The sequence below is a fragment of the Sorangium sp. So ce1153 genome, assembly GCF_051521595.1.
In the GTDB taxonomy this organism is placed as follows: Bacteria; Myxococcota_A; Polyangia; order Polyangiales; family Polyangiaceae; genus Sorangium.
In genome coordinates, this window is record NZ_CP150361.1 from 12,312,704 (window position 1) to 12,339,644 (window position 26,941).

Genomic DNA, 26,941 nt, shown 5'->3' on the forward strand with positions numbered 1-26,941 from the left:
AGGCATCGACGAAGTAGCTCCAATGATCCTCGAGGCTGCGCGTCGCGGCAGAGCGCTGAAACTGCCGGCGCGCGCGTCATCCGCTCGACCGGGTGCAAAGGCTGCTCGACCGGAGCGGCGACGCGCCGATCCGCAGAACGTGACCCAGCCGACAGGGACGAGGCCACCGCCATGCTCGAGGTTCACGGATACACGCTTCTCGACGTCATCAGGGCGACAGACGCCGACGTGGTGTACGAGGCCGTGCGCGACGGGGACCGGCTCCCCGTGCTCGTCAAGACGCCGGCGGCGCCGCGCCCCGGGCCGCGCGAGCGCGAGCGCTACCGCCGGGAACACGGCACGTTGCGGCGACTCCAGGGCGTGCGCGGCGTCATCGGCGCGCTCGCGTGCGAGCTCTCGCAGGAGCGTCCGGCGCTCGTCCTCACGCGCGTGGTGGAAGGGCAGCCCCTGCAAGAGCTCACGGGCGAGCCGCTCGACGTCGGCCGGCTGCTCGACCTGGCCATCCCGCTCACCGCGACGCTGGCGCAGATTCATTATCACGGCGTGATCCACAAGGACATCAAGCCAGGCAACATCGTCGTCGCGCCGTCGGGCGAGCCGTGGATCATCGATTTCCGCATCGCCGCGTCCCAGAAGGTGGAGCACGTGGACGCGATGCCGGCCAACCTCATCGAGGGCACGCCGGCGTACATGTCACCCGAGCAGACCGGGCGCATGAACCGCGCGATCGACCACCGCACGGACCTCTACTCGCTGGGCGTCACGCTCTACGAGCTCCTGACTGGCACCTTGCCGTTCCAGGGGGACGACGCGCTCGAGTGGTTCCACGCCCACATGGCCCGCGTCCCCGGGCTCCCGCACGAGCTCGTCCCCGGGCTCGCGCCCGCGCTCTCCGCCATCGTGATGAAGCTCCTCGCCAAGACCGCCGACGAGCGCTACCAGAGCGCCGAGGGCCTGAAGGCCGACCTCGAGCGGTGCCGGGAGGGCCTGCGCCGCGGCAGCATCGAGGATTTCCAGCCCGGCGCGCGCGACGTCTCCACCCACCTCCAGATGCCGCAGCGGCTCTACGGGCGCGAGGCGACGGTCGCCACCCTGGTGGAGGCGTGGGGCCGCACCGCGCGCGGCGGGCGGCCGGAGCTCCTGCTCGTCAGCGGCTACTCGGGGATCGGGAAGTCCTCGGTCGTCCACGAGCTGCACCGGCCGGTCCTGGCGCGGCGCGGGTTCTTCCTGAGCGGCAAGTTCGATCAGTTCCAGCGAGACGTGCCCTACGCGACGATGGCGCAGGCCATCCGCGAGCTCGTGCAGCACCTCCTGGCGGAGACCGACGAGAGGCTCGGGAGCTTCCGCCAGCGCCTGCGGGAGGCGTGGGGCGACAACGGACAGGTGATGGTGGACCTGGTGCCGCAGCTCGAGCTCGTCGTGGGCGAGCAGCCGAAGGTCCAGGAGCTGCCGGCCGCCGAGGCCCAGAACCGCTTCAACCTCGTGTTCCAGCAGTTCCTCAGCGTCCTCGCCACGTCCGAGCAGCCGCTCGCCATCTTCCTCGACGACCTGCAGTGGGCCGACCTGGCCAGCCTCAAGCTGATCCAGCACCTCACCACACACCCGGACATCCCGCCGGTGCTGCTGATCGGCGCCTACCGCGACAACGAGGTCGGGCCCTCCCACCCGCTCCTGCTCGCGCTCGACGAGCTGCGCAAGGCGGGCGCGCGGGTGAGCGAGGTGCAGCTCGGCCCGCTCAGCGCCGAGCAGACGCGCGAGCTCGTCGCCGACGCGCTCCCGGGCGCGGGCGCGGACGTCGTCGCGCCCCTCTCGGCGCTCGTCCACGAGAAGACCGGCGGCAACCCGTTCTTCCTCGTCCAGATGCTGCCGACGCTCAACCGGGACGGGCTCCTCTGCCGCGTGCCCGACGGGGGCTGGCGGTGGGACGCAGAGGGCGTGAGGGCGAAGGACTACTCCGATAACGTCGTCGACTTCATGGCGGGGAGGCTGCGCCTCTTGCCGGTCGAGACACAGCACCTCCTGCGGCTCGCGGCGTGCGTGGCCAACACGTTCTCGCTGAAGACGCTGGCCATCATCTCCGGCCAGGACACGGGCGAGGTGGAGCGGCACCTCGATCCCGCGCTCCAGGAAGGGATGCTGGTGCGCGGCGCGGCGGACCAGTACCGGTTCCTCCACGACCGCATCCATCAGGCGGCTTACGTCCTCACTCCGGCGGACGAGCGCAAGGCCGTGCACCTGCGCATCGGCCGCCTGCTGCTCGGGAGCCTGGCGCCGGAGGAGGTCCGGGAGCGGCTGTTCGACGTGGTGAACCAGCTCAACGCCGCGGCCGACCTGATGGAGGACGGCGCCGAGCGCCACCGCGCGGCGCGCCTGAACGCCGAGGCCGGCTGGAAGGCCAAGGCGTCCGCCGCGCACCGGTCGGCGATCTCGTACCTCACCGCGGCCTTCGCGCTCATCCCCGGCGATCCGTGGGAGACCGACCACGAGCTCGCCTTCAAGCTGCGCCTCGACCGCGCGAGCAGCGAGTTCATGCTCGGCCACGCCGCCGAGGCGCGCCGGCTGGCCGACGAGCTCCTCGACCGGGCGCGCACGCGCGTCGACAAGGCGACGGTCCATCGGCTGAAGAGCGACCTCCACGTCGCCTCCAGCGAGAACGAGGCGGCCGTCGCGAGCATCCTGGCGGGGCTGGATCTCTTTGGCATGCACATGCCGCCCCGCCCCTCGTGGGACGAAGTCGCGGCGGCCAACGAGGAGGTGACAGCGCTCCTCGGCGACCGCGCCATCGACAGCCTCGTCGAGCTGCCGCTCGCGGCCGACACCGACGTGAAGGCGGCGATGGACCTGCTCGCGGCGCTGTTCGCGCCGGCGTTCTTCACGGACGGCAACCTGCTCGTGCTCCACCTCTGCCGGATGGTCTCTCTCTCCCTCCGCCACGGGAACACCGAAGCTGCCGCGCCGGGATACGCCTGGTACGGCGTCATGGCCGGCGCCGCCTTCCGCAAGTACCAGCTGGGCTACGCCTTCGGCAAGCTCGCCTGCGACCTGGTCGAGCGACACAACTACGCCGCGTGCCGGGGCAAGGTGCTCTACACCATGGAGATCATCAATTACTGGACTCGGCCCATCTCCATCTCGCTCGACCTCGCGCGGAGCGCCTTCCACCACGCGGTCCTGTCCGGTGATTTCCAGGTCGCCTGCTACTGCTGCAACCACATCGTCACGGACCGCATCAGCCTCGGGCACGACCTGGCCGATGTGTACCGCGAATCGGTGGCCCGCCTGGACTTCCAGCGCAATGCGGGGTTCCGGGACGTGCAGGACATCACGCTCCCTGCGCAGCGGTTCGTGCAGCAGATGCGCGGGCTCACGCGATCGTTCGAGACGATGGACGGCGACGGCTTCGACGAGGCCGCGTTCGAGGCGGCGCTGACGCCGGACCGCATGAGCACCATGCGGTGCTGGTACTGGATCCTCAAGATGCAATCCAGGTACATGGCGGGCGCTTATGAGGAGGCGGGGCGCGTCGCGCCGAGGGCCGGGGAGCTGCTCTGGGCCTCTACCAGCCACATTCAGCTCCTCGATTTCCACCTCTATCGTTCCCTGACCCTCGCCGCCTGCTTTCATGACGCGACGCCGGAGGAGCAGAGAGAGCACCTCGAGGCGATGCGGCAGAGCCAGCGGCAGCTCGAGGAGTGGGCGAGCCACTGTCCGGAGAATTTCCGCGCGCCCGAGCGGCTCATCTCCGCGGAGCTCGCGCGCGTCGGCGGCAGGCAGGACGAGGCGATGCACCTTTACGAGGAGGCGATCCAGTCGGCGCGCGAGCACAGCTTCGTCCAGAACGTCGGCCTGGCCAACGAGCTCGCGGCGCGCTTCTGGCGCGAGCGAAAGCTGCCCTTCATCGCCGCGGCGTACGCGCGCGAGGCGCAGGACGCCTACCGGCAGTGGGGGGCCGACGGCAAGGTCAGGCACCTCGAGGCCCAGTGGCCTCAGCTCGCCTCTCCCGTGGCCGCTCGGCCGGCGACCGCCACGTGCGATACGATCGTGACGCACATCGACGCGCTCGCGCTGGTGAAGGCGCAGCAGGCCGTCTCCGGCGAGATCGTGATCGAGCGGCTGGTGAGCACGCTGATGCAGGTCGCCATCGAGAACGCGGGGGCGCAGCGCGGCGCCCTGCTGCTGCCGAAGGGCGATCGGCTCGCGGTCGAGGCCGTCGCCGACGCCGGGCGAGAGCGGGGCGGCGTCGTCGTCGCCCCGGGCGACGACGGCCAGGCGCTGCCCTGGAGCATCGTCGCGTATGTCAGGCGCACGCACGAGCACGTGCTCATCGGCGACGCGCTCGGGCCTCACCCGTTCTCGTCGGACGCCTACCTCGCGAGCGGCAGGGCGAAGTCGGTGCTGTGTTTACCGCTCATGCGCAAGGGGGAGTTCCACGGGGTGCTGTACCTGGAGAACGGGCTCGCCTCGCAGGCGTTCACGCCGGACCGCATCGCGCTGCTCGAGCACATCGCCTCCCAGGCGGCGATCTCGATCGAGAACGCGCGGCTTTACGCGGAGGTCCAGCGGGCCGAGGCGGCCTTGCGCCAGGCCAACGACGAGCTCGAGAAGCGCGTGGAGGAGCGGACGCGGGAGCTCAAGCAAGCGCAGTCCCAGATCGCGGAGTCCGCGCGCGGGGCAGGCATGGCCGAGATCGCCTCGAACGTGCTGCACAACGTGGGGAACGTCCTTACGAGCATCACCGCGGACGCGCAGATGATGCAGGAGTCGCTGGCCGGCTCACGCGTCGGCCGGCTGAGGCAGATCGCGGCGATGCTCCAGGACAACCGCGGAGATCTCGCCCACTTCCTGACGAAGGACCCGCGGGGGAGCCGGCTGACCGAGTACCTCACCGCGCTCGCGAGCGAGCTCGCCGGGCAGCAGGAGTCGCTGCTCGGCAGCCTGAAGTACACGCAGCAGCACATCGAGCACATCCGCACGATCATCCAGGTGCAGCAGCTCTACGCGAAGAGCACGCTGTTCGCCGAGGAGTGCTGCCTCGGCGAGGTCATCGAGAACGCGCTGCGCATCCAGGAGGCGGCGCTCCGGCGCCACCGCGTCTCGGTGGCGCGGGAGCTCGACGCGCTGCCGGCGCTGCAGCTGGACAAGCACAAGGTGCTGCAGATCCTCGTCAACCTGCTCGCGAACGCGACGGACGCGGTGGCCGGGGTCCCCGAGGGCGATCGGCGCCTCGTCGTGCGGCTCCGGCGCGACGGGCAGGTGGCGCGCATCCAGGTGGTGGACAGCGGCGTGGGGATCGCGCCGGAGGTGCTGCCCCGGCTCTTCTCGCACGGCTACACCACGCGCGAGGGCGGGCACGGCTTCGGGCTGCACTCCAGCGCGCTGGCCGCCAGGGTGCTCGGGGGCTCGCTCACGCTGAAGAGCGACGGGCCTGGCAAGGGAGCGACGGCGACGCTGGAGATCCCGGTCGCGAGCTCGGGGGGCGATGCGGCCAGGGGGGCGGAGACCAGGGGTCGCGCGAGCGAGCTCACGCAATGACGCCGCCCGCGCCCGTGGCGCGAGGTGCAGGGTGAACGCCCGGGCGCGCCCTCGACGACCTCCCGACGGTCAGGATTGCTCTGCGAAAATGCTGGAGATAGCCAGGCTGCGCACGCGGAATAGCGGGCTGGTTTTGCGCTCGGTTGTGATCATCTCGTCCGCACCGAGCGAGAGCGCCGCCGCGACATGCAATGCATCCATACCAGCAAGGCCATGCCGCGAGGCCAGAGCGAACGCCTGCTCCGAAAGCTCAGCGGAGAGCGGCGTCCAGGCGCATACCGCCGAGAAGAATGTCTCGTAGAACTCGACCTCTTCCGTGCGGCGGAAGTAGAGCGGCTTCGGCAGCACCTCGAGCTTTAACAGCACACTGGCGACGAACTCTCGCCTCGGATCCTCGAGAACGGAGAGAGCGCGCTCTGCGTGCTCGCCAGTACCTCGCGCCGCGACGATCAAGACCCCCGCATCAACGAAGGTGCGCATCGCCCTCATCGCCCTCCAGCTCCAGCGCCGCGGCGCCGCCCCGGCGACCGGCCAGCTCCTGGCGCAAACCAGCCTCGTCGAGCAGTGGCTCCCCCGAGCGCTCGATGCGCGCCCGGATGGCGCGCAGCCTGCTACCGAGCGTGCTACCGAGCGCCTCGGCTCCTGCGCTGGCACCGGCCGCGCGGCTGCTCCCCTGCGCCTCCGCCGCCGCTTGAGCCACGATGCGCTCGGCCAGGCGGAGGCGATCGGCCAGCGGCAGCCCGCGCACATGCTGTTCGTACACGTCGTCGACGCTCATACGGCCCCTCGTTCGCTTTGCTCGGCTCGTGCCCGACGCCGTAGCCTATCATCGGACCCTCTCCACGCCCGGACGCCGCTCGTTCTGGACCGCTCGTTCCAGAATGAACGCCCGGGCGCCGACCACGGCACCCGAGCCCGCCTCAGGGATCGTCCTCCACCCACAGCCTCGGCCCGCTGTCCCGCCCCGGCCCCTTCTGGCCGACCAGCACCGCCCCGATCCAGACCTCCTTCGCCGTCTCCCCCGCGTCGCCCGCCTGCGGCCCGAGCAGCGATAGCCTCACAACGCGCTCGCCCGGCGCGAGGTCGTCGCCCAGGCGGATCACCGAGCGCCCCACCCCGTCCGTGCCGCGCTGGTCGGTCGCCGCCTCCCACAGCGTCGCGCGCGTGAGATCGCCGCCCCGGCCCGCCAGCACGCCGTCGGGGAGCGTCACGCGCCGGAAGAACGCCGCCTCGCGCGACGCGGGCTTCGCGCCCTCGATCCGGTACCGGATGCGGTAGTCCGCGTTCTCCCCGGGCGTCACCACGAACAGCACGAGGTGCAGCGTCTCGCCCGCCTCCTGCCGGAAGCGGTACGTCATCGGCCGGCCGCGCGTCAGCTCGAACACGTCGCGCCGGCGCACGATCGCCCCGCCGTTCGCCGGCGGCGCGTCCGTGTACGCGGCCCCCGCGTCGCCGAGCCCCTCGATCTCGATCTTGCGCGTGCCCGCCGGCGCCGTCACGCGCAGCGCGCCCGACAGCGCCACGATCGGCTCCTGCAGCGCCACCTCGCCGTCCACGCGCACCGCGACCTCCTTGCCCAGCGACGCGCGCGCGGCCCGGTAGATGACCGACAGCCGCCCGGCTCGCGCCCCCTCGCCGTCGACGCGCACGTCCTTCGGCACGAGCAGCGGCGTCCACGCGTCCCCCGGCGACGGCTCCCCCGCCGACTGCCACGCCGGCATGAGCAGCCGCCGGCGCACCGGCGCGTGCTCCGGCGTGAGGGTGCGCTCCGGCCGATCCGCGTCCGACCTCGCGCCCTCCCCAGAACGCTCGATCCGCACCTGCTCGCGCAGGTCCGAGAAGCGCTCCTTCCGCTCGAGGTCGTCGAGGTTCACCGCCCGCACGTCGGTCCACGTGCTCACGTCGAACGGCGCGTAACGCCACGTCTCGTCCTCGGCCAGCGCGACCCGGTACGGCAGCCGGTACAGGGTCTCGTTCACCCCCGGCTCGATCGTGCGCAGCCGCACGCGCGTCCGCGCGTCGCCCGTGATCTCGATCCGCTCCACCCCCGCCGGCGGCCGGAGGATCGCGAGCCGCGGCTCGGACGAATCGAACCCGTCGTTCCACCACTCGAAGCGCGATCGCGGGAGCGTCACCTTGAGCTCGGCCCGCTCGGACGGCCCCGGGCCCCACCGCGCCACCACCGTCGCGTCGCCCTGGTTCGCGCCGCCGCTCGCCTCGATCTCGGTCCGGATCAGCAGCCCGAGGAGCTCCTGCCCGGGCGCCATCCGCGCGATCACCGGGTCGCTCGGATCCAGCGCCAGGTAGCGCACGATGCGCACGTCCGGCGGCGTCTGGAGCCGCGCCGGCGCGGCCGGCGAGATCGTCGCGGACGCAGCGCCAGGCGCAGCCTCCGCCGCGCCGGGCGCAGCCTCCGCCGCGCCGGGCGCGGCCGCGCCCTCGTCCGCGACCGCGGGCGGAGGCATCGCCGGGTGGACGATCTCGCCGACCTGCTGCATCGCTTGCGCCTCCGGCGCGCCGAACCGCACGCCGAAATCCGGGCCGACGCCGTCGATGACCACCGTCCGGATGTCCTCCCGCGCGAGCCGCACCGTCGCCCGCCCGAGCGGGCCGAGCGCCACGCTCGCGGACGAGCTCGCGCCGTCCGCGACCCGCACCGTGCGGCCCGGCGGGCCCTCGATGTCGAGCGACAGCGGGCCGCGGAAGTTCAGCGCGGCCGCGTGGCGCTCGCCGACCACGAACTCGGACGCGCCGCGGCCCTCGGCGCGCGGGTACGGCATGCGGAACCGCCGCAGGAGGAGCCGCGACATCTCGTAGTCGAGCCCCTCGCGGCCGCTGGCCTCGAGCCGCCGCGCCCAGCCGCGGAGCAGCTCCTTGCGCGCCGGCTCCGGCAGGTCGGCGAAGCCGAGCGCCGACACCCGGCGCCCCAGCTGCCGCCGCTCCTCCGCGTCGAGGCTCTGCTCGAAGACGGCGCGCGACGCCTCGCTGCGCTCGTAGCGGCCCTCCAGCCGCGACAGGATCGTCAGTTCGATCGGCGCGCCGTCGGTCCCCACCGCGGGCTTCGCCCGGAGCCGCACCTGGCCGCCCTGCGGGAGCACGTCGTGCGTGATGAGCAGCGTCGAGCGCGGATCCGTCACCGCGCCCCCGCCGCCCGCCAGCCGCGCCGCGTACTCGCCCTCGCCGAGCGGGCGATCGGGATCGCAGCTCACCCGGCTCTCGAGGTCGTACACGTGCCGCGCGACCTCCTTGCCGCGCTCGTTCACGAACGCCGCGACGAACCCGTACGGGTAGCGCTTCGCCGAGTCGCAGACGTCGGCCTTCACGCTCCCCCAGGTCGTCACCTCGACGGCGTCGATCTCGGCCGGGATCTTGACCACGAGATCCCGCTGCGGCTCGATGTGGTAGGCGAGGATCTCGTCCTCGGCCGGCAGCGAGCTGCCGAGCGGCGGCGCGCTCGGCAGGAGCGAGAGCGCCGCCGCCGTCACCCCGAGCAGCGACATCGCGATCAGCCAGCGCGGGTTCAGCCCCTTGCGCGGCGCGTTCACCCGCGCGCGGAAGCCCCCCGTCGCCTGGCGCGCCCTCGCCGGCGGCCGCGCGGGGCGCGGCGGCGCGGCCGCCTCGTGGCTCGAGGGCTCGCGGCGCTTCGCCGGGGCGCTCACGGGGTCGCCTCCTGCGGGGCCGCGCCGGGCGACGCGGACCCCGGCGCCCCCGCGCCAGGCGACGCCGACCCCGGCGCCCCCGCGCCGGGCGACGCCGACCCGGACGCCGGCGCCCCCGCGCCCGCCGCGCCCCCCGCGCTCGACGCGCCCGCCTGGACCCGGAGGGCGCTCGTGCCGACGGTGACCGCGCGCCGCAGCCGCAGCTCGCCGGGCACGGCCGGGCCCGGGACCGCGACGAGCGCGCCGTCGATCGGCAGGAGCTGCGCCTCGCCCGGCCGCGCCGCGATGACCCACGGTCGCCCCGTGATCACGTCGCGCCCGAGCTCCACATGGCACCGCGTCGCGGCCCCGGCGCGCAGCCCGTCCGCCTGCGCGCCCCTCGCCAGCGCCGCCTGCGCGCCCGCGCCCCCCGCCGCAGCCGCCTGCGCGCCCCCGGCCGCAGCCGCCTGCGCGCCCCCGGCCGCAGCCGCCTGCGCGCCCCCGGCCAGCGCCGCCTGCGCCGCGAAGTGCGCCCTCAGGTAGTACGGGTTCCGCTCGACGGTGTAGCGCCGGAAGCCCTCCATCGACGCGGCGAGATCGCACTCCGCCGCCACGCCCCGGGTCGGGCACGCCTCGTCCCCGCTCGCCCCCGCGCCCGGCGCCGCGCACGTCGCGAGCGCCCGCGCCCGCTCGGCCACGTCGAGCGGCGCGGGCGCCACCCCGAGCCGCGTGAGCCGCGCCTCGAGGCGCGTCTCGCCCTGCCCGGGCGCCGCGAAGCGCCGCAGCTCGAAGAAGCGCCGGATCGCGCTGCCCAGATACACGATCGCGAACCGCCCCTCGGCGAACCGCTTCGCGTAGCTCATCGCCATGTCCGTCGCGCCGCTGAACGGCACCTGCTCGCGCGTGCCGTCGAAGATCCCGACGCGCAGCTCCAGATCGCGCAGCGTCTCCAGCAGCGGCCCCGCGAAGGTGGGCACGTGCTCCGGCCGCACGACCTCGTACCCGAACGAGACCACCGCGTCGCGCTCGTAGCTCCGCTCCGCCTCGATCGCCTGGACCGACAGCGCATTGCCGCCGTCCCCGACCCACACCTCGTGCGCCCGCTGGAAGAAGCTGCGCAGCCCCTCCGCGCGCCGCACGTCGGCCGCGCCGCTCGGCTCCGCCGTGGGCACCGCCCCCGCGAGCAGCAGCGACTGCGCCGAGAGCGCGTCCGCGAGCGCGAGCCCCGCGCCGAACACCCCGATCTGCCACCGCGGCGCGGGCACCTCGACGAGCATCGCGCCCGTGAGCGGCGACCTCACCGCGCCCGGCGAGGGCGCCGTCGGCAAGATCCCGCCGATGGAGGCCGCGGGCCCCGCGCGGCGCGCCGCCGGCCCGGGCGGCGGCGGGGGCGCGGGCGGGTGCGAGAGCACGAGCCACGCCGGGTTCCCGCGGCGCTCCGGGCCGCCCTCCTCCGGCCCCGGCTCCGCGATGCCCCACGCCGCCGGCGCGGCGTCCGTGCCGCCGATGCGCACCTCGCGGTACCCGAGGCGCCCGAGGATCGCCCGCTCCCACGCGGTCGGCGCCGGCGCGGCGGCGGCGCCTCCGCCGCGCGTCGCCGCCGCGATCAGCCGCGGCGCCACGACGCTGTCGAACAGCCGGAGCTCCTCGATCGACGGCGGCCGGAACCGGCCCGGCTGGACCTCCGTCAGGGACACCATCCGCTTCGAGAGCTCCTCCTCCAGCGTCCCGCTCCAGCGCACGACCTCCGGCACGCCGAGCACGCGCGCGCCGACCGCCTCCGCGACCTTCCGCGGCACCCGCAGGCGCGGGGCGTCGGCGAGGAGCGTCGACTGCTCGGCCGCCGGGCGGAACGTCATCGCCGTCTCGGCGCCGAGCGCCTCGCCGATCGACACGACCGGCAGCCCCGCCGGCGAGCCCACGACGCTGAGCTCCGGCCCGTCGCCGCCGCCCGGCTCGACGATCAGCACCTGCGGGTCCTCCATCGCCTCCATCATCGCGGCCGCGAACGCCTCGTCGTGGCGCCGGATCGCGCCGTGGCGCGACAGCAGCACGACCCCCGACGCGTCGAGGAGCTCCGCCAACCGGAGCGCCACCGCCGGCAGCGCGGAGCCGATCTCCGCGGGCGCCGCCAGCACCAGCCACTCGGGCGCGGACGTCGGGCTCCGGCCGACGCGCTTGCGGAGCGCCGCCCGCGGGGCGCTCGGCGCGTCCTCCGCGTCCTCGAACCGCGCGGTCATCACGTACCACGGCCTGTCGCCGTCGCCCTCCCGCGCGCCCTCCTGCGCGCCCTCCTGTACAACCGAGATCCGCGCGCGCTCCGCCACGCCGAGCAGCTCGTCCGCCGGCCGGCCGTCGCGCAGCACGCTGCGCGCGAGGCGGTAGGCGACCCGCCGCGACTCGATGTCGGCCGCGATCGCGGCCGCCCGCGGGCGCGGGCCGGGCCGCGGCACCGTGTCCGCGAGCACGAGCGACAGCGCCGCGCTCTCGACGCGCGGCGGCGGCCTCGCCTCGGCCGCAGGCGGCGGCGGCGCGCTGCCCCAGCCGAGCGCGACGAGCGCGTAGCCGACCGCGTTGCCCGCGAGGAACGCCGTGAACGACACCTGGATCGTCGGCATGATCACGATGCCGACGTGCTCCTTGTTCCACATCTTCACGGCGAGCAGGCTCGGGAGCAGGTACCCGAAGCCGAAGTAGTCGACCATCTGCAGCCCCGGCGCGTACCGCACCATGGCGAAGCCGATCGCCATCTTCACGAGGAAGCCGAGCACGTACACGAAGATCATGCGCCTCGGGCCCACGAGCAGCATCCGGGAGAAGGGGCGCACCGACGTGATCCAGCGCGACAGATAGAAGACGACCAGCGCCTCGATCGTGGTCGTGAGCAGCTTCGTCGGCTCGTACCAGGCCACCGCGAGCAGGCCCGGCACGAGGATGCCGTTGTAGTCCCACCCGTAGCGGACGTTGTTGCGGGCGCCCATCAGCGCGCCGATGACCAGGATGATGTGGGCCTTCGGCAGCTCGAGGAACTCGAGCGACAGGCTCTCGTTGAGGACCTGGAAGCGCGAGACCGACAGGTTCGTGGTCCGGAGCAGCACGCCGAGCACGAGCGCCGTCAGCGCCGTGACCACCGCGAGCCGCGGCGCCGCGCGCACGAGGCCGCTGTTCCAGAAGGCGTTCGCGATGAGCGGCACGAGCACGAGCCCGATGCTGTAGAGCTCCCGCGAGTGCACGAAGTCGTACCGCGCCGCCACCTCGGGCACGACGAAGCCCTCGACGAAGAGCCGCACGATGACCGCGCCGATGATGAACAGGTAGAACCGCTCGCGCCCGAAGGCGGTCGACCACGCGCCGGTCCGGGTGATCCAGCGGCCGATCAGCGCGACGAACAGGTACGTCACGACCGACTCCGCGATGATGAACACCGCGGTCACCGGGGCCGCGAAGAACACCGTCGCGAGGTAGCCGGGCACGACGAGCCCCGCGTACGTCCACCCGAGCGTCTCGGTGAAGAGCGTCCCGAAGACGAGCCCGATCAGGACCGCGGTGTGGAGGCTGCGGTCGAGCCCGTTCGGTGGGAAGAGCGGCAGGTTGGCGAGCATGCGGCGGTGCGGCGGGACGGCGGCGGACGGCGGCGGTCCGCCGGATCAGGTCGGCGCGCGCCGCCGCCCGACCCGGCGTGGCGCGCCGCTACGGCAGCGTGGTGGCCAGGCCGAGCGCGCTCGGCGCGCCCCAGCCCGTCGGGTAGTCCCAGCCCGGCCCCGCGGCAAACATCTCCGTCGCGCCGGTCACGACGTCGCGGAACGTCGCCTGCACCTCGGGGGTCGTGTAGAGGATCGAGTTCAGGAACCCGACGCGCGGCAGGCCCTGCGCGGCGCGGTAGCTGTTCACCACGGCGACGATCCCCGCGAACGCGGGCGAGGAGAACGACGTCCCGGCGTAGCGCTGCCACTCGCCGAGGTAGTAGACCCAGTACGGGTTCGGCGAGCTCGAGGCGTGCATCGCGAGGTCCGCGACCGCCCGCTTGCCGTCGGACCCCTCCACGACGCCGACCTGCCACGCGGGGATCGGGAACGAGAGCGTCGGGCCGGAGCCGGACCAGGTCCACGCGTTCTCGCTCTCGACCTCGCCGTTGCCGGTCAGCCAGAGCTGCGTCCCGCCGACCCCGGTCACGTACGGGCTCGCCGAGGGCGTGTCGGTCTGCCCGGAGTCGCCGGTCGCCGCGATCACCGTGATCCCGAGCGCGGCGGCCATCTGCGCCGCGTAGTGGTACTGGAGCCGCACGGCCGGCGGCTCGGAGTCCTCGCGGTGGGCGAACGAGTCCGTGATGACCGACACCTCGCCGCGGGCGATCGCCTCGTTGAACGTGTAGACCATCGACGTGTTGCGCGCGTCGGGCCCCTGGTAGACGACGACGTCTGCGCCCGGGGCCAGGCCCGCCGACCACTCGACGTCGAGCGTCGACTCCGTGTAGCGCGTCGAGACCGGCTCCATGGTCAGGACGATCTCCGGATTCGCCCGCTGCAGGCCGAACGATCGCCAGAACGACTGCAGGTCCTTGAGCTTGAAGGTGGCGCCGATCGTGACCCCGAGCTTCACGCCCTGGCCCGTGAACCCGAGCTCGTAGAGGTCATCGAGGTCGTACGCGGCCGCGATCTGCGCGGGGGTGAACCCGCGATCGACGTCGCCGGGCGGCTCCGACACGATGTCCCCGGCCTCGGCGGGCAGCGGCTTGGTGCTCGCCGCGAGATCCGCGGTGATGATGCCGGTCGTGCGCTCGGACACCCACGTCGGCACGGTGAGCTGCTCCAGCGAGCCGAAGACGTCGAACGGCGGGTTCCCCGCCTGCGGGTTCGCCCGCTCGAAGACCCTGAGCTCGGTCTCGAACGCCTCGTTGAACTGGGCCACCGTGCCGGTGAACTGGATCAGCAGCCGGTTCGAGGCCGTGAAGTTCACCTGGAACCCCTGCTCCTCGAGCCAGAGCTTCACGAGGTGCACGTCGAGCTCGCGCGGCGCGTACGCCGCGACCCACGCCTCCGGGGTGAGGTACTGGCGGAACCGCGGGCTCTCCGGGTCGTAGATCTCCTGGATCGCCTGCTCGAGGCGCCCCGAGTTGCGGATGGGGAAGCCCATCAGCGCGCGGACCACCTCGTCGCCCCCGGCGACGCCCTTGTCGGTGTACACGCCGGGCAGCGGGCTCGGGATGCCGTCCTTCGCCTCGGTGGGCTCGAGCTCCTCCTCGGTGAAGTCCGGCAGCTCGTCCGGCAGCGGCACCCCGCCGGCCCCGGCCTCGCCGCCGCCTGCCGCCGCGCCCCCGGTGCCGCTCGCCGTCGCGCCCCCGGTGCCGCTCGCCGTCGCGCCCCCGGCCCCGCCGCCGCCGGCCCCGCCGGCCCCGCCGCTGCCCGGCGGATTTGCGAGCTGTGCACCCGAATCGCAGCCACAGCTCGAGGCCGAGAAGACGACGCTGCTGGTCAGAGCGAACAACCCGAGGACAGGAGCGACCCGGAGAACAGATGAAGAGCGACGCATATGCAGGATCGATTCAATCCCCTTCCGACAGGCCGATCCAGCCCAATCGACACCGCTCGCCGACGTCGCATGACACGCACGCCGCCCGCAACACAACGCGCCTCGGCGGCGCGTGCGGAGCACCACATCGCACCTCGTCTCGAACAGAATCGGCTGCTGCGCCGCGGCGAGCGGTCTCGTGTACGAGCGGGCGGCGCGCGCTCTCGTGGACGAGGGAGCGCCGCGGACGCGACGCGCGCGGCGCGCTTGGCAGCCGAGGCGCTGCGCGACCGGCTGTAGGGGGCGTCCTTCTTCTTGAAAAACAGACGTTTTTGGCGCGGCGCGCCCCGGTAGACAATTGTATTGGTGCGACCTCGATGCGACGCTCAGTCTGCCTGGGCGCCTCGCGACCCCTGGCGCGCTGCGTTCTCCAGCGATTATGGCGAAGACTTACCGTCCGCGGATCCCCAAGCCCTTTCGCATCCCGCGACCGATGACCTCGCACTCCGAGGCGGCGCGCTTCGGGTGGCTCAAGCCCGATGTGCTGTCGATCGCCGCGGGGGCGCTGCTCGCCGCCGTGGCGCCGCTCGAGCGGTTCGACTACGTCGCGCGCGGCCTCACGGCGTCGGCGCTCGCCGACGACGCGCCCTCCGCGCAGGTGCTGCTGGTCACCGCCTCGCCCGAGGCGCTGCGCGACGGGCTCTGCGAGCGCTCGCTCCCCGGGCTGCTCGAGCGCGGGGGCGCGCGCGGCGCGCTGCTCGTCCCGCCGGCCGACGCCTTCTGCGGCGGCGACGCGGCGGATCGCGCCCGCGCGCCGGCGACGGCGGCCGCGCCCGCCGTCCGGCTGCCGCCGGGGCTGCTGCGCCTGAGCGCGGGCGAGGTCGTCGGCTTCTTCGCGCTGACGAACGAGGCGCGCGCGGCGGAGCTCGGGGCGCTCGGCGTCTCGGCGGCGCCCTGGGTCCTCAAGAAGGCGCCGCAGAGCGTGCCCGCGGTCAGCCTGCGCGACCTCGCGGACGGCCAGGTGCCGGCGAACGCGCTCGCCGGCCGCATCGCTGTCGTCGCGGTGGGCTCGGGGGGCGTCCCGCCCCAGGCCGTCGCCACGTCGGCGCTGCCGCCGGCGAAGGGCGTCGCCGCGGTGCTCGGCGGGCTGCTCGACGGCGGGCGGCGCGCCGCGGCCCCGGCCTGGGCGCCGGCGCTGTTCGTCCTGCTCGCGGGCGGGTTCGTGTGGCTCGCGCGCCGCCGCTACGGGAGCCTGGTCGCCACGAGCGCGCTGTTCCTCGCCACGTTCGCGCTCGCCGCGGGCCAGAGCGCGCTCGCCGCGCGGGTGGAGGCGAGCCTCCTGCCGCTGCCGAGCATCCTCTTCGGCCTCGGGATCGCGTTCGCGGGCGTGATGATCCTCCGCGGGCTCGGCGTGCAGCGCGCCGTCGATCGCGCCGCGGAGCTCATCCAGCGCGCCGCGCTGTTCCGCATGCAGGGGGTCCACACGCTGCCGGACGAGGAGTTCTGGCCGCGCGTGGCGCGCCTCGCGGAGCAGGCGCACCCGGCCGATCTCGTGCTGGTCGCGGAGCTGCCCGCGGGCAGCTGGCACCTCCGGTTCTGGAACGACAGGCGCGACGGCGAGAGCCTCGTCGCCGAGCGGCGCCACGACGTCCGCCGCCCGCCGTACAGCAGCGAGCAGGGCGTCCCGGCGATCCGCCTGGCGCGCCGGTTCCTGACGAAGCAGGACATGCCGGCGGTCGTGGTCCCGCTCATCGCGTTCGGCGAGATCGAGGGCTACGTGTTCTTCTGCGGCCCGGTGGCGGAGCAGACGTTCTCGCGCGAGCCGGAGCGGGCGGAGAACGTCGGCCGCGAGCTCGCGCTGCTCCTGCGCAGGAAGCGCCTCGCGCGCACGGCCGAGTCGGGCGCGGGCGAGGCGCGGGCCGGCCACACGCCGACGGACGATCTGGTCGAGGGCGCGCGCGTCGCGCTCGACGACCTCCAGCTCTTCGGGTCGATGCTGCGCAACGCGCCGGTGGGGCTCCTGTACGCGGACGCGTTCGGCGACGTCCGCTTCGTGGCGCCGGAGTTCGCGAAGTGGCTGCGCGCGCGCGACGTCACGGTGCCGGTGGAGAGCGCGAGCGCGGCGCTCCCGCCGGGCTCGCTCACGCTGGGCGACGTGCTCGGCGCCACGTCCGCGAGCGGCGCCGCTGTGTCGCTCTCCAGCGTGATGTCGAGCGACGAGGGCATCGAGCTCAGCGTCACCGCGCCCGAGCCCGCGGTGCTCTCGGTGCGCCCGCTCCGCCGCGAGTCCGACGGCTCCTCGTGGATCGCGGGCTACGTGGCCGCGCTCATCCCGGTGAAGCAGCCGGCGCCCGTGTCCGGGAACGTGCGGCCGCTCGCGGCGCGCGACGCGACGGATCCGCTCTGCGCCTTCCAGCTCGGCGACGTCGTGGCCGACGCGGTGGCGAGCGCGGCGCGCGCGACGGGCCGCGCGGTGCGGCTCGAGCCGATCCGCGGCGCGACGCACGCCCTCGGGCACCGCGGCGAGCTCGCGCAGGTGCTCGAGGCGTTCCTGACCGACGTCGCGAGCCGCGGGCTGCCTGGCCACGGCCCGGTGGTGTCGGTGCGCGAGGCGCCGCAGGGCGTGCAGCTGTCGATCCTGGACGTCGGCTTCGGCCTGGGGCTGCCGGAGTCGGCGCTCCAGCGGGTGCTGACCGCGCCTGGCTCTGCGCCTGCGGGGCTGGAGCCGCTCGGCCGGCTGATCCTGGCGGTGGAGGACAGCCATGGTCAGGCGGAGCTGAAGACGAACGACGGCTGGGGGATCACGCTGACGGTGACGCTGCTGCGGGCGCACCCGCGCGTCGGCGCGGCCGTGCACGAGGGGGGCAAGCCGGCGGCGCAGCAGAACGTCATCGCGATCGGCAGGGCGAGCCCGAAGTAGGGGGCGGGCGCCGGGACGCGAGCGCACCGGGGCGGCTCGGGTGCACGCTGCCAGAGGAGGTGGAGCCGAGCTGACTCGATCGCTTCGTCACCTGGGACAACGCCGCCGCTGCCCTGGTCCGGGGGCGAGGTGGGGGTGTGAGGGTCCGGCGTCGCGTTCTCAGATCGCGGGAACGACGGTGATCTCGCCGGTGGTGTAGAGCGCCGAGGTGTCCCAGGCGAGGCCTGGGGCGAGCGGCACGGCGACGTTCACTGCGGCGAACGTCCCCTCGAGGTCACCGCCCCAGCCCAGCAGGGCGATGGTGTCCCCGACCTGAAACGACACGGAGCTGTCGGCCGGCACGACCTCCAGCGCCCCATCGACGAGGAGGTCCCCGTCGACCTGGAGGAGCGGCGAGGGGCTCGCTCCCCCGACGACGATCCTCAGGGTGGCCCCCGGCCCCTGGCTGTAGCTGCCGACGATGTCCGTCGCCGGGTGAGCCTCTCCGACCGAGAGCTCGCCGGACTCCATGTTGGCGAGATCGCCCACGAAGCTGCCGGTTTCGAGGCGCCCGCCGGCGAAGTCGAAGTCTCCCGCCTCGATCTCCATGGCGCCCGCGATGAGGTCGCCGTCCTCGATGCGCACGGAGGGGCCCAGGTAGGGATAGAGGCCGACGGCCTTCGGCGCGGTCCGGAGGAGGCCGCCGATGCTCACGAAGGCGTCCTTGCCGACCACCACCGACGGAGACGCATTGCCGCTGGCAAAGACGGTGACGTCGCCGCTGTTGAGCCATGACGCATAGACGTCATTCACCTTGATGAAGGCGTGGCCAAGCTCGGAATGGATCTCGGTATCTTCCGTCACGAGGGTCCCGTACGCCCCGATGGTGAGCTCGCCACTTCCTTCCACCGTCCCCACGCGAAAGAGCCCCTGGTTGGTCCACGTACCACCCCAACCGTGCACGCTGGCCTTGCTTCTCGACAGGGTCTCCCTGCGACCGATCCTCGCATTGTTCGTGAAGACCTCGGCCCGATCGATGTCCAGCGTGCCCTGACTGTTCACGCCCAAGATGAATTCTCCCGTGCTCACCCACCTCGTCGCGGAGCCGGTCACGGTCACGTGGCCATTGCAGCTCGAGCAGCCCGACGCGCCGCTGCCGCCGCCGATGTAGACATTGTTCGAGAAGAAGCTCGCCCCTTGCTTGATGTCGACCCGACCGCGCGCTCCGACGCCGACGTACGTATTCACCTGGCTCGTCAGGGTGGCGTCATACCCTTCGACGAGCACGTTGCCACCATAGCTCTCGGAGCTTCGATTACCCACCACGAGATCATCGGTGAGCACCTCGGCGCCGTTCCGGACGACGAGCTGCCCCTGACCATTGGAGCCCTTGACGCAGAGCTGGATGGATCCGCTGTTGGTCCACTTCGAGCCGTACCCGATGACCTGAACTGTGCCCCAGCGATCATTTCCTACCAACGCGCCCGCGCTGAACAGCTGCCCGCCGCTCGCGACGATCACCTCTCCGCTATTGAAGGTGGGCTCCCAGGGGTTGCTCGCGCCGCCCACGCGGAGGGTGCCCGACCCCAGATCCCACGGGTCGCTCGGGTTCCCGGGCGACACATCCCCTGTGATGGTCACGTAGGCATGCGCTGTTCCCGCCACGCCCAGCGACGTAGCCACGAGCAGGGTCGATAGAGCATATTGAATGTGCTTGTCCATAAATCGTACCCTCCGCCAATGGTTCAATGGTCATGAGAGCCCACCGTCGCCCTGATACCCCCGCGACGCGGGAGCGCCATGCGCGCGCAGTCCCCCACGATTAGATCTATAGATGAATCAGTCGATCACGACAACACAATTTAGTAATTTAGCGCAAATTGGTCCGGCACATTCTGGTCCGGACAAGATGGTCCAGGCCGCAGAGATCAGGCCGTGAGCCCCCGCGGTTCCCATGGCCGGGCACCGCAGGATCATGCGCGGTCGGACCGCGAGCGGCTGGTCCAATGGTCATGAGAGTCCGCCGACGCCCTGATACCCCTGCGACGCGGGGGCGTCAGGGACGCGCGATCTCCCACGATTAAATCTGTAGTTGGGTCAGTCGACTATGGCAACACAATTTAGTAAGCGAGTTGCATTTGGCACATTTTGGTCCGACGAGATGGGCCAGGCCGCAGAGATCAGGCCGTGAGCCTCCGCGATTCCCTTGGCCGAGCACCGCAGGATCATGCGCGGTCGGACTCCGAGCGACTGGTCCAATGATCATGAGAGTCCGCCGACGCCCTGATACCCCTGCGACGCGGAGGCGCCATGGACGCGCGGTCTCCCACGATTAACTCTGTAGTTGGGTCAGTCGACTATGGCAACACAATTTAGTAAGTCGTCGCATTTTAGTCGGGACGGGATGGTCCAGGCTGCAGGCGAAGCCCCCCGGATGTCCCACCGCGCGCCGCGCGCGCCCCCGCCCTGCTCCTGTCTATCAACAGCGCTTCCAGCGCGAACCGGCCGGCCCGATCGATCGCGCTCCCAGCGGAATCGGCTGCGACCCATCGCGATCTCCTCGAGCCCAGGCGATGCCCGAGGGTCCCCGCCGGGCACCACGAATCGATACGGTGCGTGTCCCTCCGATGCCGCGCGCAGCCGAGACATTCACGCCCTCGGGCACCGCGGCGAGCTCGGGCAGGTGCTCGAGGCGTTCCTGACCGACGTCGCGGGCCGCGGGCTCCCTGGCCACGGCCCGGTCGTGTCGGTGCGCGAGGCGCCCCGGGGCGTGCAGCTGTCGGTCCTGGACGTCGGCTTCGGCCTGGGGCTGCCCGAGTCGGCGCTCCAGCGCGTGCTCACCGCCCCTGGCTCCGCGCCGGCTGGCCTGGAGCCGCTCGGCCGGCTGATCGTGGCGGTCGAGGCAACCGCGCCTGAACCTGGTTCGCTATGATGTTGGCGGGCCGGGGGGCGTCGGCAGCGCCAACCCCCTGGCGGCACAGCTCGGAGCAGACCTCCCCCGCGGAGATATAACTGGTTGAATGCACCACCTCCCACGGGCAGGCGAGCGAGGTTAGGCCATCGATGTTCGTCGAAAGAGGCTACGCGCTCCTCGAGAAGATCGAGCAAAACGCCGATTTCAGCTTGATCCGCGCGTGCCGCGAGGGCGACGGTGTCCCCGTCTTGCTGAAAGTCCTGCGCGCGGAACGAGCGACCCGCGCCGAGGTCGCGCGCTTCAAGCACCAGTGCGAGCGCATCGCGCAGATCGCCTCGCCTCGCCTCGTCGCGCTGCGCGGCGTCGAGGAGCTCGCCGGCGCCCTGATTGTCGTTCTCGAGGACTTCCCGGGCCGCGATCTCGCGCGGCTCCTCGCCGCGCGCCCGTCGTGCAGAATGCCGATCTGTGAGGCGCTCGATCTCGCGGCCGCGCTCGCCGAAGGCCTCGCCGCCGTGCACGCGGCGGGGCTCATCCACCGCGATCTGCGACCGCACAACGTGCTCGTCGGCGCGCGCGACGCGGTCAAGATCACGAGCTTCGGCGTCGACGCCGAGATCACCCGCGCGCACGAACGGCTCTACGCGCCGGAGGTGATCGCCGACGTGCTGCCCTACGTCTCCCCCGAGCAGACAGGCCGCATGAACCGCGGTGTCGACTACCGGACCGATCTCTACGCGCTCGGCGTCACCCTTTACCAGATGCTCACGGGTCAGCGCCCCTTCGAGGCCCTGGACCCGATGGAGCTCATCCACGCGCACCTCGCCCTCGCTCCCGCGCCGCCGTCCCGCGCCGACCCGACCATCCCCGAGGCCCTCTCCGGCGTCGTGCTCAAGCTGCTCGCGAAGAACGCAGAGGACCGTTACCAGAGCGCCGAGGGCCTGCTCGCCGACCTCGAACGCTGCCGCGAGGCCCTGCGCGGCGCGGGGACGATCGAGCCCTTCGTCGCGGGCCAGCACGATCGCCACGACCTGTTCCGGATCCACCAGAAGCTCTACGGCCGCGAGCAGGACACCGAGGCGCTGACCGCCGCGTTCGCCCGCGCGCGCGAGGGCAGCCGCGAGAGCGTCCTGGTCTCCGGCTACTCGGGCATCGGCAAGTCCTCGCTCGTGCAGGAGATCCTGCGGCCGCTCGCGCGGCAGAAGGGCTATTTCACGAGCGGCAAGTATGACCAGTACAACCGCGACGCGCCCTACAGCGGGGTGATCCAGGCGTTCGACGGCCTGGTGCGGCAGATCCTCACCGAGAGCGAGGCGCGCATCGAGCGCTGGCGGAGCGCGATCCTCGAGGCGCTCGGGCCGAACGCGCAGGTCGTCTGCGACGTCATCCCCTCGCTCTCGTATGTGGTCGGCGCGCAACCGCCCTTGCCGGCGCTCGACCCGCTCGAGGCGCAGAACCGCCTGAACCGGTGCTTCTTGCTGTTCGTCTCGGTGTTCGCGCGCGGTGCGCACCCGCTCGTCCTGTTCCTCGACGATCTCCAGTGGATCGACCCCGCGAGCCTCGGGCTGCTCCGCGCGCTCCTCGCCGACGACTCGCTCGAGGCGCTCTTCTTCTGCGGCGCCTACCGCGATAACGAGGTGTCGCCGGGGCACCCGTTCTTCCGTGCCCTCGAGGAGCTCAAGCGCACAGGGATCGTCGTGCGCGACATCGTCCTCGCCCCGCTCGCGCGCCCTCACCTCCTCGAGATGCTCTCGGACAGCCTCAAGCGCGACGACTGCGGGCCGCTCGTCGATGCGGTGCAGAAGAAGACCGGCGGCAACCCGTTCTTCGTCAAGGAGTTCGTCCGGTCGCTGCACGTTCACGACGTGCTCACGTTCGCTGCCGGGTCAGGCTGGCGCTGGGACCTCGCCGGGATCGAGGCGCTCGCGTACACGGACAACGTCGTCGACCTCATGGTGCGCACCATCGCGCGCCTGCCGTCTTCGACGGTGGAGGCGCTCAAGCTCGCCGCGGCGATCGGCAGCCGGTTCGACCTCGACGTGCTCGCCACCGTGAGCGAGTGCTCGCTGGAAGAAGCGTACAGCCGCCTCGATCCCGCGGTGCGCGAGGGGCTCGTGCTCGCCGGGCACGAGGGCTACCGCTTCGCCCATGACAAGGTCCAGGAGGGCGCCTACGCCATGATCCCGCAGGCGGACCGGGCCGCCTTCCACCTCCGGATCGGCCGGCTGCTCGCGGGCAAGCTGGACCTCTCCGAGAGCCAGAGCCTCTTCGACGTCGTCGGCCAACTGAACAGCGCCGGCGACCTCGTGTCGGACCCCGCGGAGCGGCTTTCCCTCGCCCGCATGAGCCTCGAGGCCGCCTGCCGCGCCGAGGACGCGTCCGCCTTCGGCGCCACCCTGCGCTACCTGGAGCTCGGCCTCCTGCGCCTTCCGGAGGACGCCTGGACGTCGCAGTACCCGCTTCGCCTCGAGTACGCGATGAAGACTGGCCTCATGCTCTCGCTCTCGGGCCAGCACGACGATGCCCTCGCGGTCCTCTCCGACTGCCTGGAGCGGGCCGCGAGCCGGCTCGATCGCACCGAGGTGTTGCGGCTCAAGATGAACGTGCAGGTGCTCAAGAATGATCTGCCCGCCGCGCTCGCGGAGGGGCTCGCGGCCCTGCGCCCGTTCGGGCTCGACCTGCCCCTGTTCCCCGACGAAGCCATGGTCGACGCCCAGATCCGGGCGACGGTGGATCTCGTCCGGGAAAAGACTCTCGAAGCGCTGCCAGACCTGCCGCCGCTCGCGGACCCGGAGATCCGCGCCATGCAGGATGTGCTCGAGGCGCTCTTCCTCCCCTGCGGGTTCTTGAGCCCCAACAACCGCGGCATCACGGTCGCGAAGCTCGTCGAGAACACGCTCCGCCACGGGCTATCGAAGCACGCGATCTTCGGCTGCATCAACTTCGCAACGTTCCTCTGCGGCCGCGGCGACATCGCGCTCGGCTACCGCTTCGGCCGCGCCGCCATCGACCTCTGGGAACGCTACCCGGACAAGAAGTCCGAAGCGATACTCCGCAACATGTGGGGCTCCTACGTGCAGCACTGGAGGGAGGGTTACCCCGCCTGCCAGAAGTCGCTGCTCGCGGGGATGCACGCCGGGCTCGAGACGGGCCAGTACATCTGGGCGTTCTACACCGCGGTCAACGCCGTGATGAACAGCCTCCTGCGCGGCCTCCCGCTCTCCGACCTCCTCGCCGAGGCGCAGAGCTACCAGCCTGTGTGCAAACTCGACAGGGGTAACGCCATCTCCTGGATGGTCGACGCGGTCGTACAGATCGCGCACCAGCTCTCGGTCGAGACCGAGCACCCGGCCAAGCTCAAGGGCGCGTGGATCGACATCGACGAGGTGATCGAGAAGGCCCGCCGGATGGGCAACGTGGTCTCGCCTCCCTCCGCCCAGACGTACATCGTGATCCTCGGCGTCTTCCAGGGCGCGTTCGAGGAAGCGGCGCGCATCGCGCTCTCGATGGACGTCGAGATCCAGAGCGTGGCGGGCTGGCTCGGCATCCCCGCGTGCCATTTCTACGCCGGCGTCGCGCTCACGCGGGCGGCGGACGTGGTCTCCCCGGACGAGCGCGCGCTCTTCCTCGCCCGCGCGGAGCTCTTTGCTGAAAAACTCTCGCGCTGGGCGGACCTCTGCCCGGAGAACATGGCGCACCGCAGCGCCCTGCTCCGCGCCGAGCTCGAGCGCATCCGCGGCGACGCGCGCGCCGCCGGGGATCGCTACGACGAGGCGATCGCCCTCGCGCAGCGCGGCGGCTACCTCCACGACGAGGCGCTCGCCAACGAGCTTGCGGGCCTCTCCTTCCGCGCGCTCGGCAAGACCACCATCGCCCGCACCTACCTGACCGAGGCGCACAGGGCCTACGGCCGATGGGGCGCGACCGAGGCGATGCGGCGCCTCGAGCGCGCGTACCCCGACCTCGTCCCCACCGAGATCCTCCGCGGCGCGACGGGCCCGGAGGCCGCCGCGCCCGCCGGCGCCACGCTCGACCTCGGCTCGGTGCTCAAGGCCTCCCAGGCCATCTCGGGCGAGATCGTCCTCGACCGCCTGCTCGACGCGCTCATGCGCATCCTGGTCAAGAACGCCGGCGCGAGGCGAGGCTGCCTGCTCCTCGCCCGCGGCGAGACCCTGTTCTTGGCTGCCGAGGCAAAGGCGGAGGGGCCCCAGATCGAGGTGCGTATTCCCCGCGAGCCCGAAGCCTCCCTTCCGGACCTGCCGGCGTCCCTGCTCAACTACGTCCGGCGCAGCCGGGAGAAGGTGATCCTGGACGACGGGACGGCACGGAACCCCATCGTCGCCAGCGACGACCTCTATCGGTACCCCAAATATCGGTACCCTAAATCCGCCCTCTGCCTGCCCATCCTGCGCCAGGCGGAGCTCGTGGGGCTGCTCTACCTGGAAAACGACCTCGTCGCCGGCGCGTTCACCCCGGAGCGGCTCTCCGCGCTGGAGCTGCTCTCGGCCCAGGCCGCCATCTCGATCGCCAATGCCACGCTCTACGCCGACCTGCTCCAGGAGAACAGCGAACGCCGGCGAGCGGAGCAGGCCGTGCGCGACAGCAAAGAGCTGCTGCAGTCGATCGTCGACAACTCGACAGCGGTCATCTACCTCAAGGACCTCGAGGGTCGCTACCTGATGATCAACCGGCGCTACGCCGAGGTGTTCCACGTCAGCGAGCAAGCGATCGTCGGCCGAACCGACTCCGATGTCTTTCCCAGCGAGCTGGCCGATGCCTTCCGCGCCGTCGACCACGAGGTGGTGGCCACCGGAGCGGCGCTGCAAGCCGAGGACGAGGTCCCCCAGGACGATGGGCTGCACACCTACATCTCTCTCAAGTACCCCCTGTGCAACGCGGCGGGGCAGCCTTATGCCGTCTGCGGCATTTCCACCGACATCACCGAGCGCAAGCAGGCCGAGGCGGAGCGCCAGGCCCGCAAGACGGCCGAGGCCGAGAACCGTGCAAAGACCGAGTTCCTGAGGAACATGAGCCACGAGCTGCGAACGCCGCTCAACGCCATCCTCGGCTACGCCCAGATCCTCAAGCGCTCCCCGGGGCTCGAAGAGCGCCAGGCTACGGGACTGAACACCATCCAGCAGAGCGGCCAGCACCTCTTGACCCTCATCAACGACCTTCTGGACCTGGCCAAGATCGAGGCGGGCAAGATCGAGCTCTACCCAAGACCGATCCATCTCTCGGCCTTCCTGACGGTCGTCGCCGACATCATCCGCGTCAGGGCGGAGCAGAAGAGCCTTCACTTCGTCTACGAGGTCACCCCCCACCTGCCCCGGGCGGCGCTGGCCGACGAGAAGCGCCTGCGTCAGGTGCTGCTCAACCTCCTGGGCAATGCGGTGAAATTCACCGATCGGGGGCGGGTGCGCTTCGGGGTGCAGGCTCTTTCCCAGGACGGGACCGCGGCGCGCCTGCGCTTCGAGGTGGAGGATACCGGCGTGGGAATGGCGCCGGAGCAGCTGGCCAAGCTCTTCCAGCCTTTCGGGCGGGTGGGGGAGGTGCGGCGCCGCGCCGGTACCGGCCTCGGGCTGATGATCAGCCGCCAGCTGGTGCACCTCATGGGCAGCGAGATCCACGTGGAAAGCCGGCCCGGCGAGGGCAGCCGGTTCTGGTTTGAGGTGACGCTGCCGGTGGCCGAGATCGCAGCGCCGCTCCGGCCTTCCGAGCGGGTCGCCGTCGGCTACGAGGGGCCGCGACGGAAGGTGCTGGTCGCCGACGACGTGGTGGGCAATCGGGCGATGCTCTCGGACCTGATGAGCGGCCTGGGCTTCGAGGTCTGCGAGGCGGCCAATGGCCAGGAGGCCGTCGAGCAGGAGATGGCGGCGTCGCCGCATCTGGCGGTGATGGATCTGGTCATGCCGGTGATGGGCGGCCTGGAGACCATCCATTGCATTCGTCACAATCGCCAGGCTCGGGGGCTCGCGCGGCTGCCGGTCATCGTCGTGTCCGCGAGCGCCAACGAGGAGGACCAGGCGGAGAGCATTGCCGCCGACGCCGACGCCTTCCTCGCCAAGCCGATCGACCAGGAGAGCCTGCTGCGGATCGTCGGCGCCCAGCTGGGGCTCACCTGGGTCTATGCCAGACCGGCCGAGGAGCAAACCGGGGGCGTGGGAGCCGCGGAGCTCGTGGTGCCGCCCGGGGAGGAGCTGGAAATCCTGCATGCCCTGGCCTTGCAGGGCAACATGAGCGACATCCGAAAGCGGGCGGCCTACCTGATCACGCTCGACGAACGCTACCGCCCCTTCGCCGACCGCCTGCGTCGCCTGGCGCAGGACTACGAATCCAAGGCGATCCGCCGCCTGGTCGAGGAGCACTTGCAGGGGGTCGAGCCGACAGCGAGACTAGGGCTGGAGCCGCGGCGCACGGGAGGCGGTTAGCGAATAGGAGCAGAGCCTTCGC

General features: G+C 72.0%; 10 protein-coding genes. 4 read left to right on the top strand and 6 right to left on the bottom strand.

Features of this window, described 5'->3' with window-relative positions:
• The first annotated feature begins 171 nt into the window (after nt 1–171).
• Nucleotides 172–5,532, top strand: coding sequence for a trifunctional serine/threonine-protein kinase/ATP-binding protein/sensor histidine kinase (locus tag WME85_RS44810; RefSeq protein WP_437830371.1), 5,361 nt, complete (start codon nt 172–174; stop codon nt 5,530–5,532).
• A 69-nt stretch (nt 5,533–5,601) separates the two neighbouring features.
• Here the strand turns inward: WME85_RS44810 and WME85_RS44815 are convergent, their stop codons facing one another.
• The 5 genes from WME85_RS44815 to WME85_RS44835 form a co-directional block, all read right to left on the bottom strand.
• Complete coding sequence (locus WME85_RS44815; protein WP_437830372.1) at nt 5,602–6,012, bottom strand: type II toxin-antitoxin system VapC family toxin; 411 nt, start codon at nt 6,010–6,012, stop codon at nt 5,602–5,604.
• Complete coding sequence (locus tag WME85_RS44820; protein WP_437830373.1) at nt 5,996–6,310, bottom strand: hypothetical protein; 315 nt, start codon at nt 6,308–6,310, stop codon at nt 5,996–5,998. The genes WME85_RS44815 and WME85_RS44820 overlap by 17 nt, the downstream gene beginning before the upstream one ends.
• Nucleotides 6,311–6,452: 142 nt before the next feature.
• The gene (locus WME85_RS44825; protein ID WP_437830374.1) at nt 6,453–9,191 is read right to left on the bottom strand and encodes a hypothetical protein; all 2,739 of its coding nucleotides are present in this window, start codon (nt 9,189–9,191) and stop codon (nt 6,453–6,455) included.
• Nucleotides 9,188–12,772: a poly-gamma-glutamate biosynthesis protein PgsC/CapC gene (locus WME85_RS44830; protein WP_437830375.1), complete on the bottom strand. Its 3,585-nt coding sequence runs from the start codon at nt 12,770–12,772 to the stop codon at nt 9,188–9,190. The genes WME85_RS44825 and WME85_RS44830 overlap by 4 nt, the downstream gene beginning before the upstream one ends.
• A gap of 88 nt (nt 12,773–12,860) precedes the next feature.
• A complete protein-coding gene (locus WME85_RS44835) occupies nt 12,861–14,699 on the bottom strand; it encodes a S53 family peptidase (RefSeq protein WP_437830376.1) in 1,839 nt (612 codons plus the stop codon).
• Between the two features lie 472 nt (nt 14,700–15,171).
• Here WME85_RS44835 and WME85_RS44840 point away from each other — a divergent pair, with 472 nt between their 5' ends.
• Nucleotides 15,172–17,598, top strand: coding sequence for a hypothetical protein (locus tag WME85_RS44840; RefSeq protein ID WP_437830377.1), 2,427 nt, complete (start codon nt 15,172–15,174; stop codon nt 17,596–17,598).
• Nucleotides 17,599–17,757: 159 nt separating this feature from the next.
• Here WME85_RS44840 and WME85_RS44845 read toward each other — a convergent pair whose 3' ends face one another.
• Nucleotides 17,758–19,299 (bottom strand): hypothetical protein, encoded by a 1,542-nt coding sequence (locus WME85_RS44845; protein WP_437830378.1) that lies wholly within the window; start codon nt 19,297–19,299, stop codon nt 17,758–17,760.
• 961 nt (nt 19,300–20,260) lie between these two features.
• Here WME85_RS44845 and WME85_RS44850 point away from each other — a divergent pair.
• Complete coding sequence (locus WME85_RS44850; RefSeq protein ID WP_437830379.1) at nt 20,261–20,509, top strand: hypothetical protein; 249 nt, start codon at nt 20,261–20,263, stop codon at nt 20,507–20,509.
• Between the two features lie 131 nt (nt 20,510–20,640).
• Nucleotides 20,641–26,919 (top strand): AAA family ATPase, encoded by a 6,279-nt coding sequence (locus WME85_RS44855; RefSeq protein WP_437830380.1) that lies wholly within the window; start codon nt 20,641–20,643, stop codon nt 26,917–26,919.
• The last annotated feature ends 22 nt before the right edge of the window (nt 26,920–26,941 follow it).

Bases quoted from the DNA above. Each gene is read 5' to 3' on its own strand.
- WME85_RS44840 (WP_437830377.1), top strand. From the start codon at position 15,172: ATGACCTCGCACTCCGAGGCGGCGCGCTTCGGGTGGCTCAAGCCCGAT.
- WME85_RS44835 (WP_437830376.1), bottom strand. From the start codon at position 14,699: ATGCGTCGCTCTTCATCTGTTCTCCGGGTCGCTCCTGTCCTCGGGTTG.
- WME85_RS44810 (WP_437830371.1), top strand. From the start codon at position 172: ATGCTCGAGGTTCACGGATACACGCTTCTCGACGTCATCAGGGCGACA.
- WME85_RS44855 (WP_437830380.1), top strand. From the start codon at position 20,641: ATGTTCGTCGAAAGAGGCTACGCGCTCCTCGAGAAGATCGAGCAAAAC.
- WME85_RS44845 (WP_437830378.1), bottom strand. From the start codon at position 19,299: ATGGACAAGCACATTCAATATGCTCTATCGACCCTGCTCGTGGCTACG.
- WME85_RS44830 (WP_437830375.1), bottom strand. From the start codon at position 12,772: ATGCTCGCCAACCTGCCGCTCTTCCCACCGAACGGGCTCGACCGCAGC.
- WME85_RS44815 (WP_437830372.1), bottom strand. From the start codon at position 6,012: ATGCGCACCTTCGTTGATGCGGGGGTCTTGATCGTCGCGGCGCGAGGT.
- WME85_RS44820 (WP_437830373.1), bottom strand. From the start codon at position 6,310: ATGAGCGTCGACGACGTGTACGAACAGCATGTGCGCGGGCTGCCGCTG.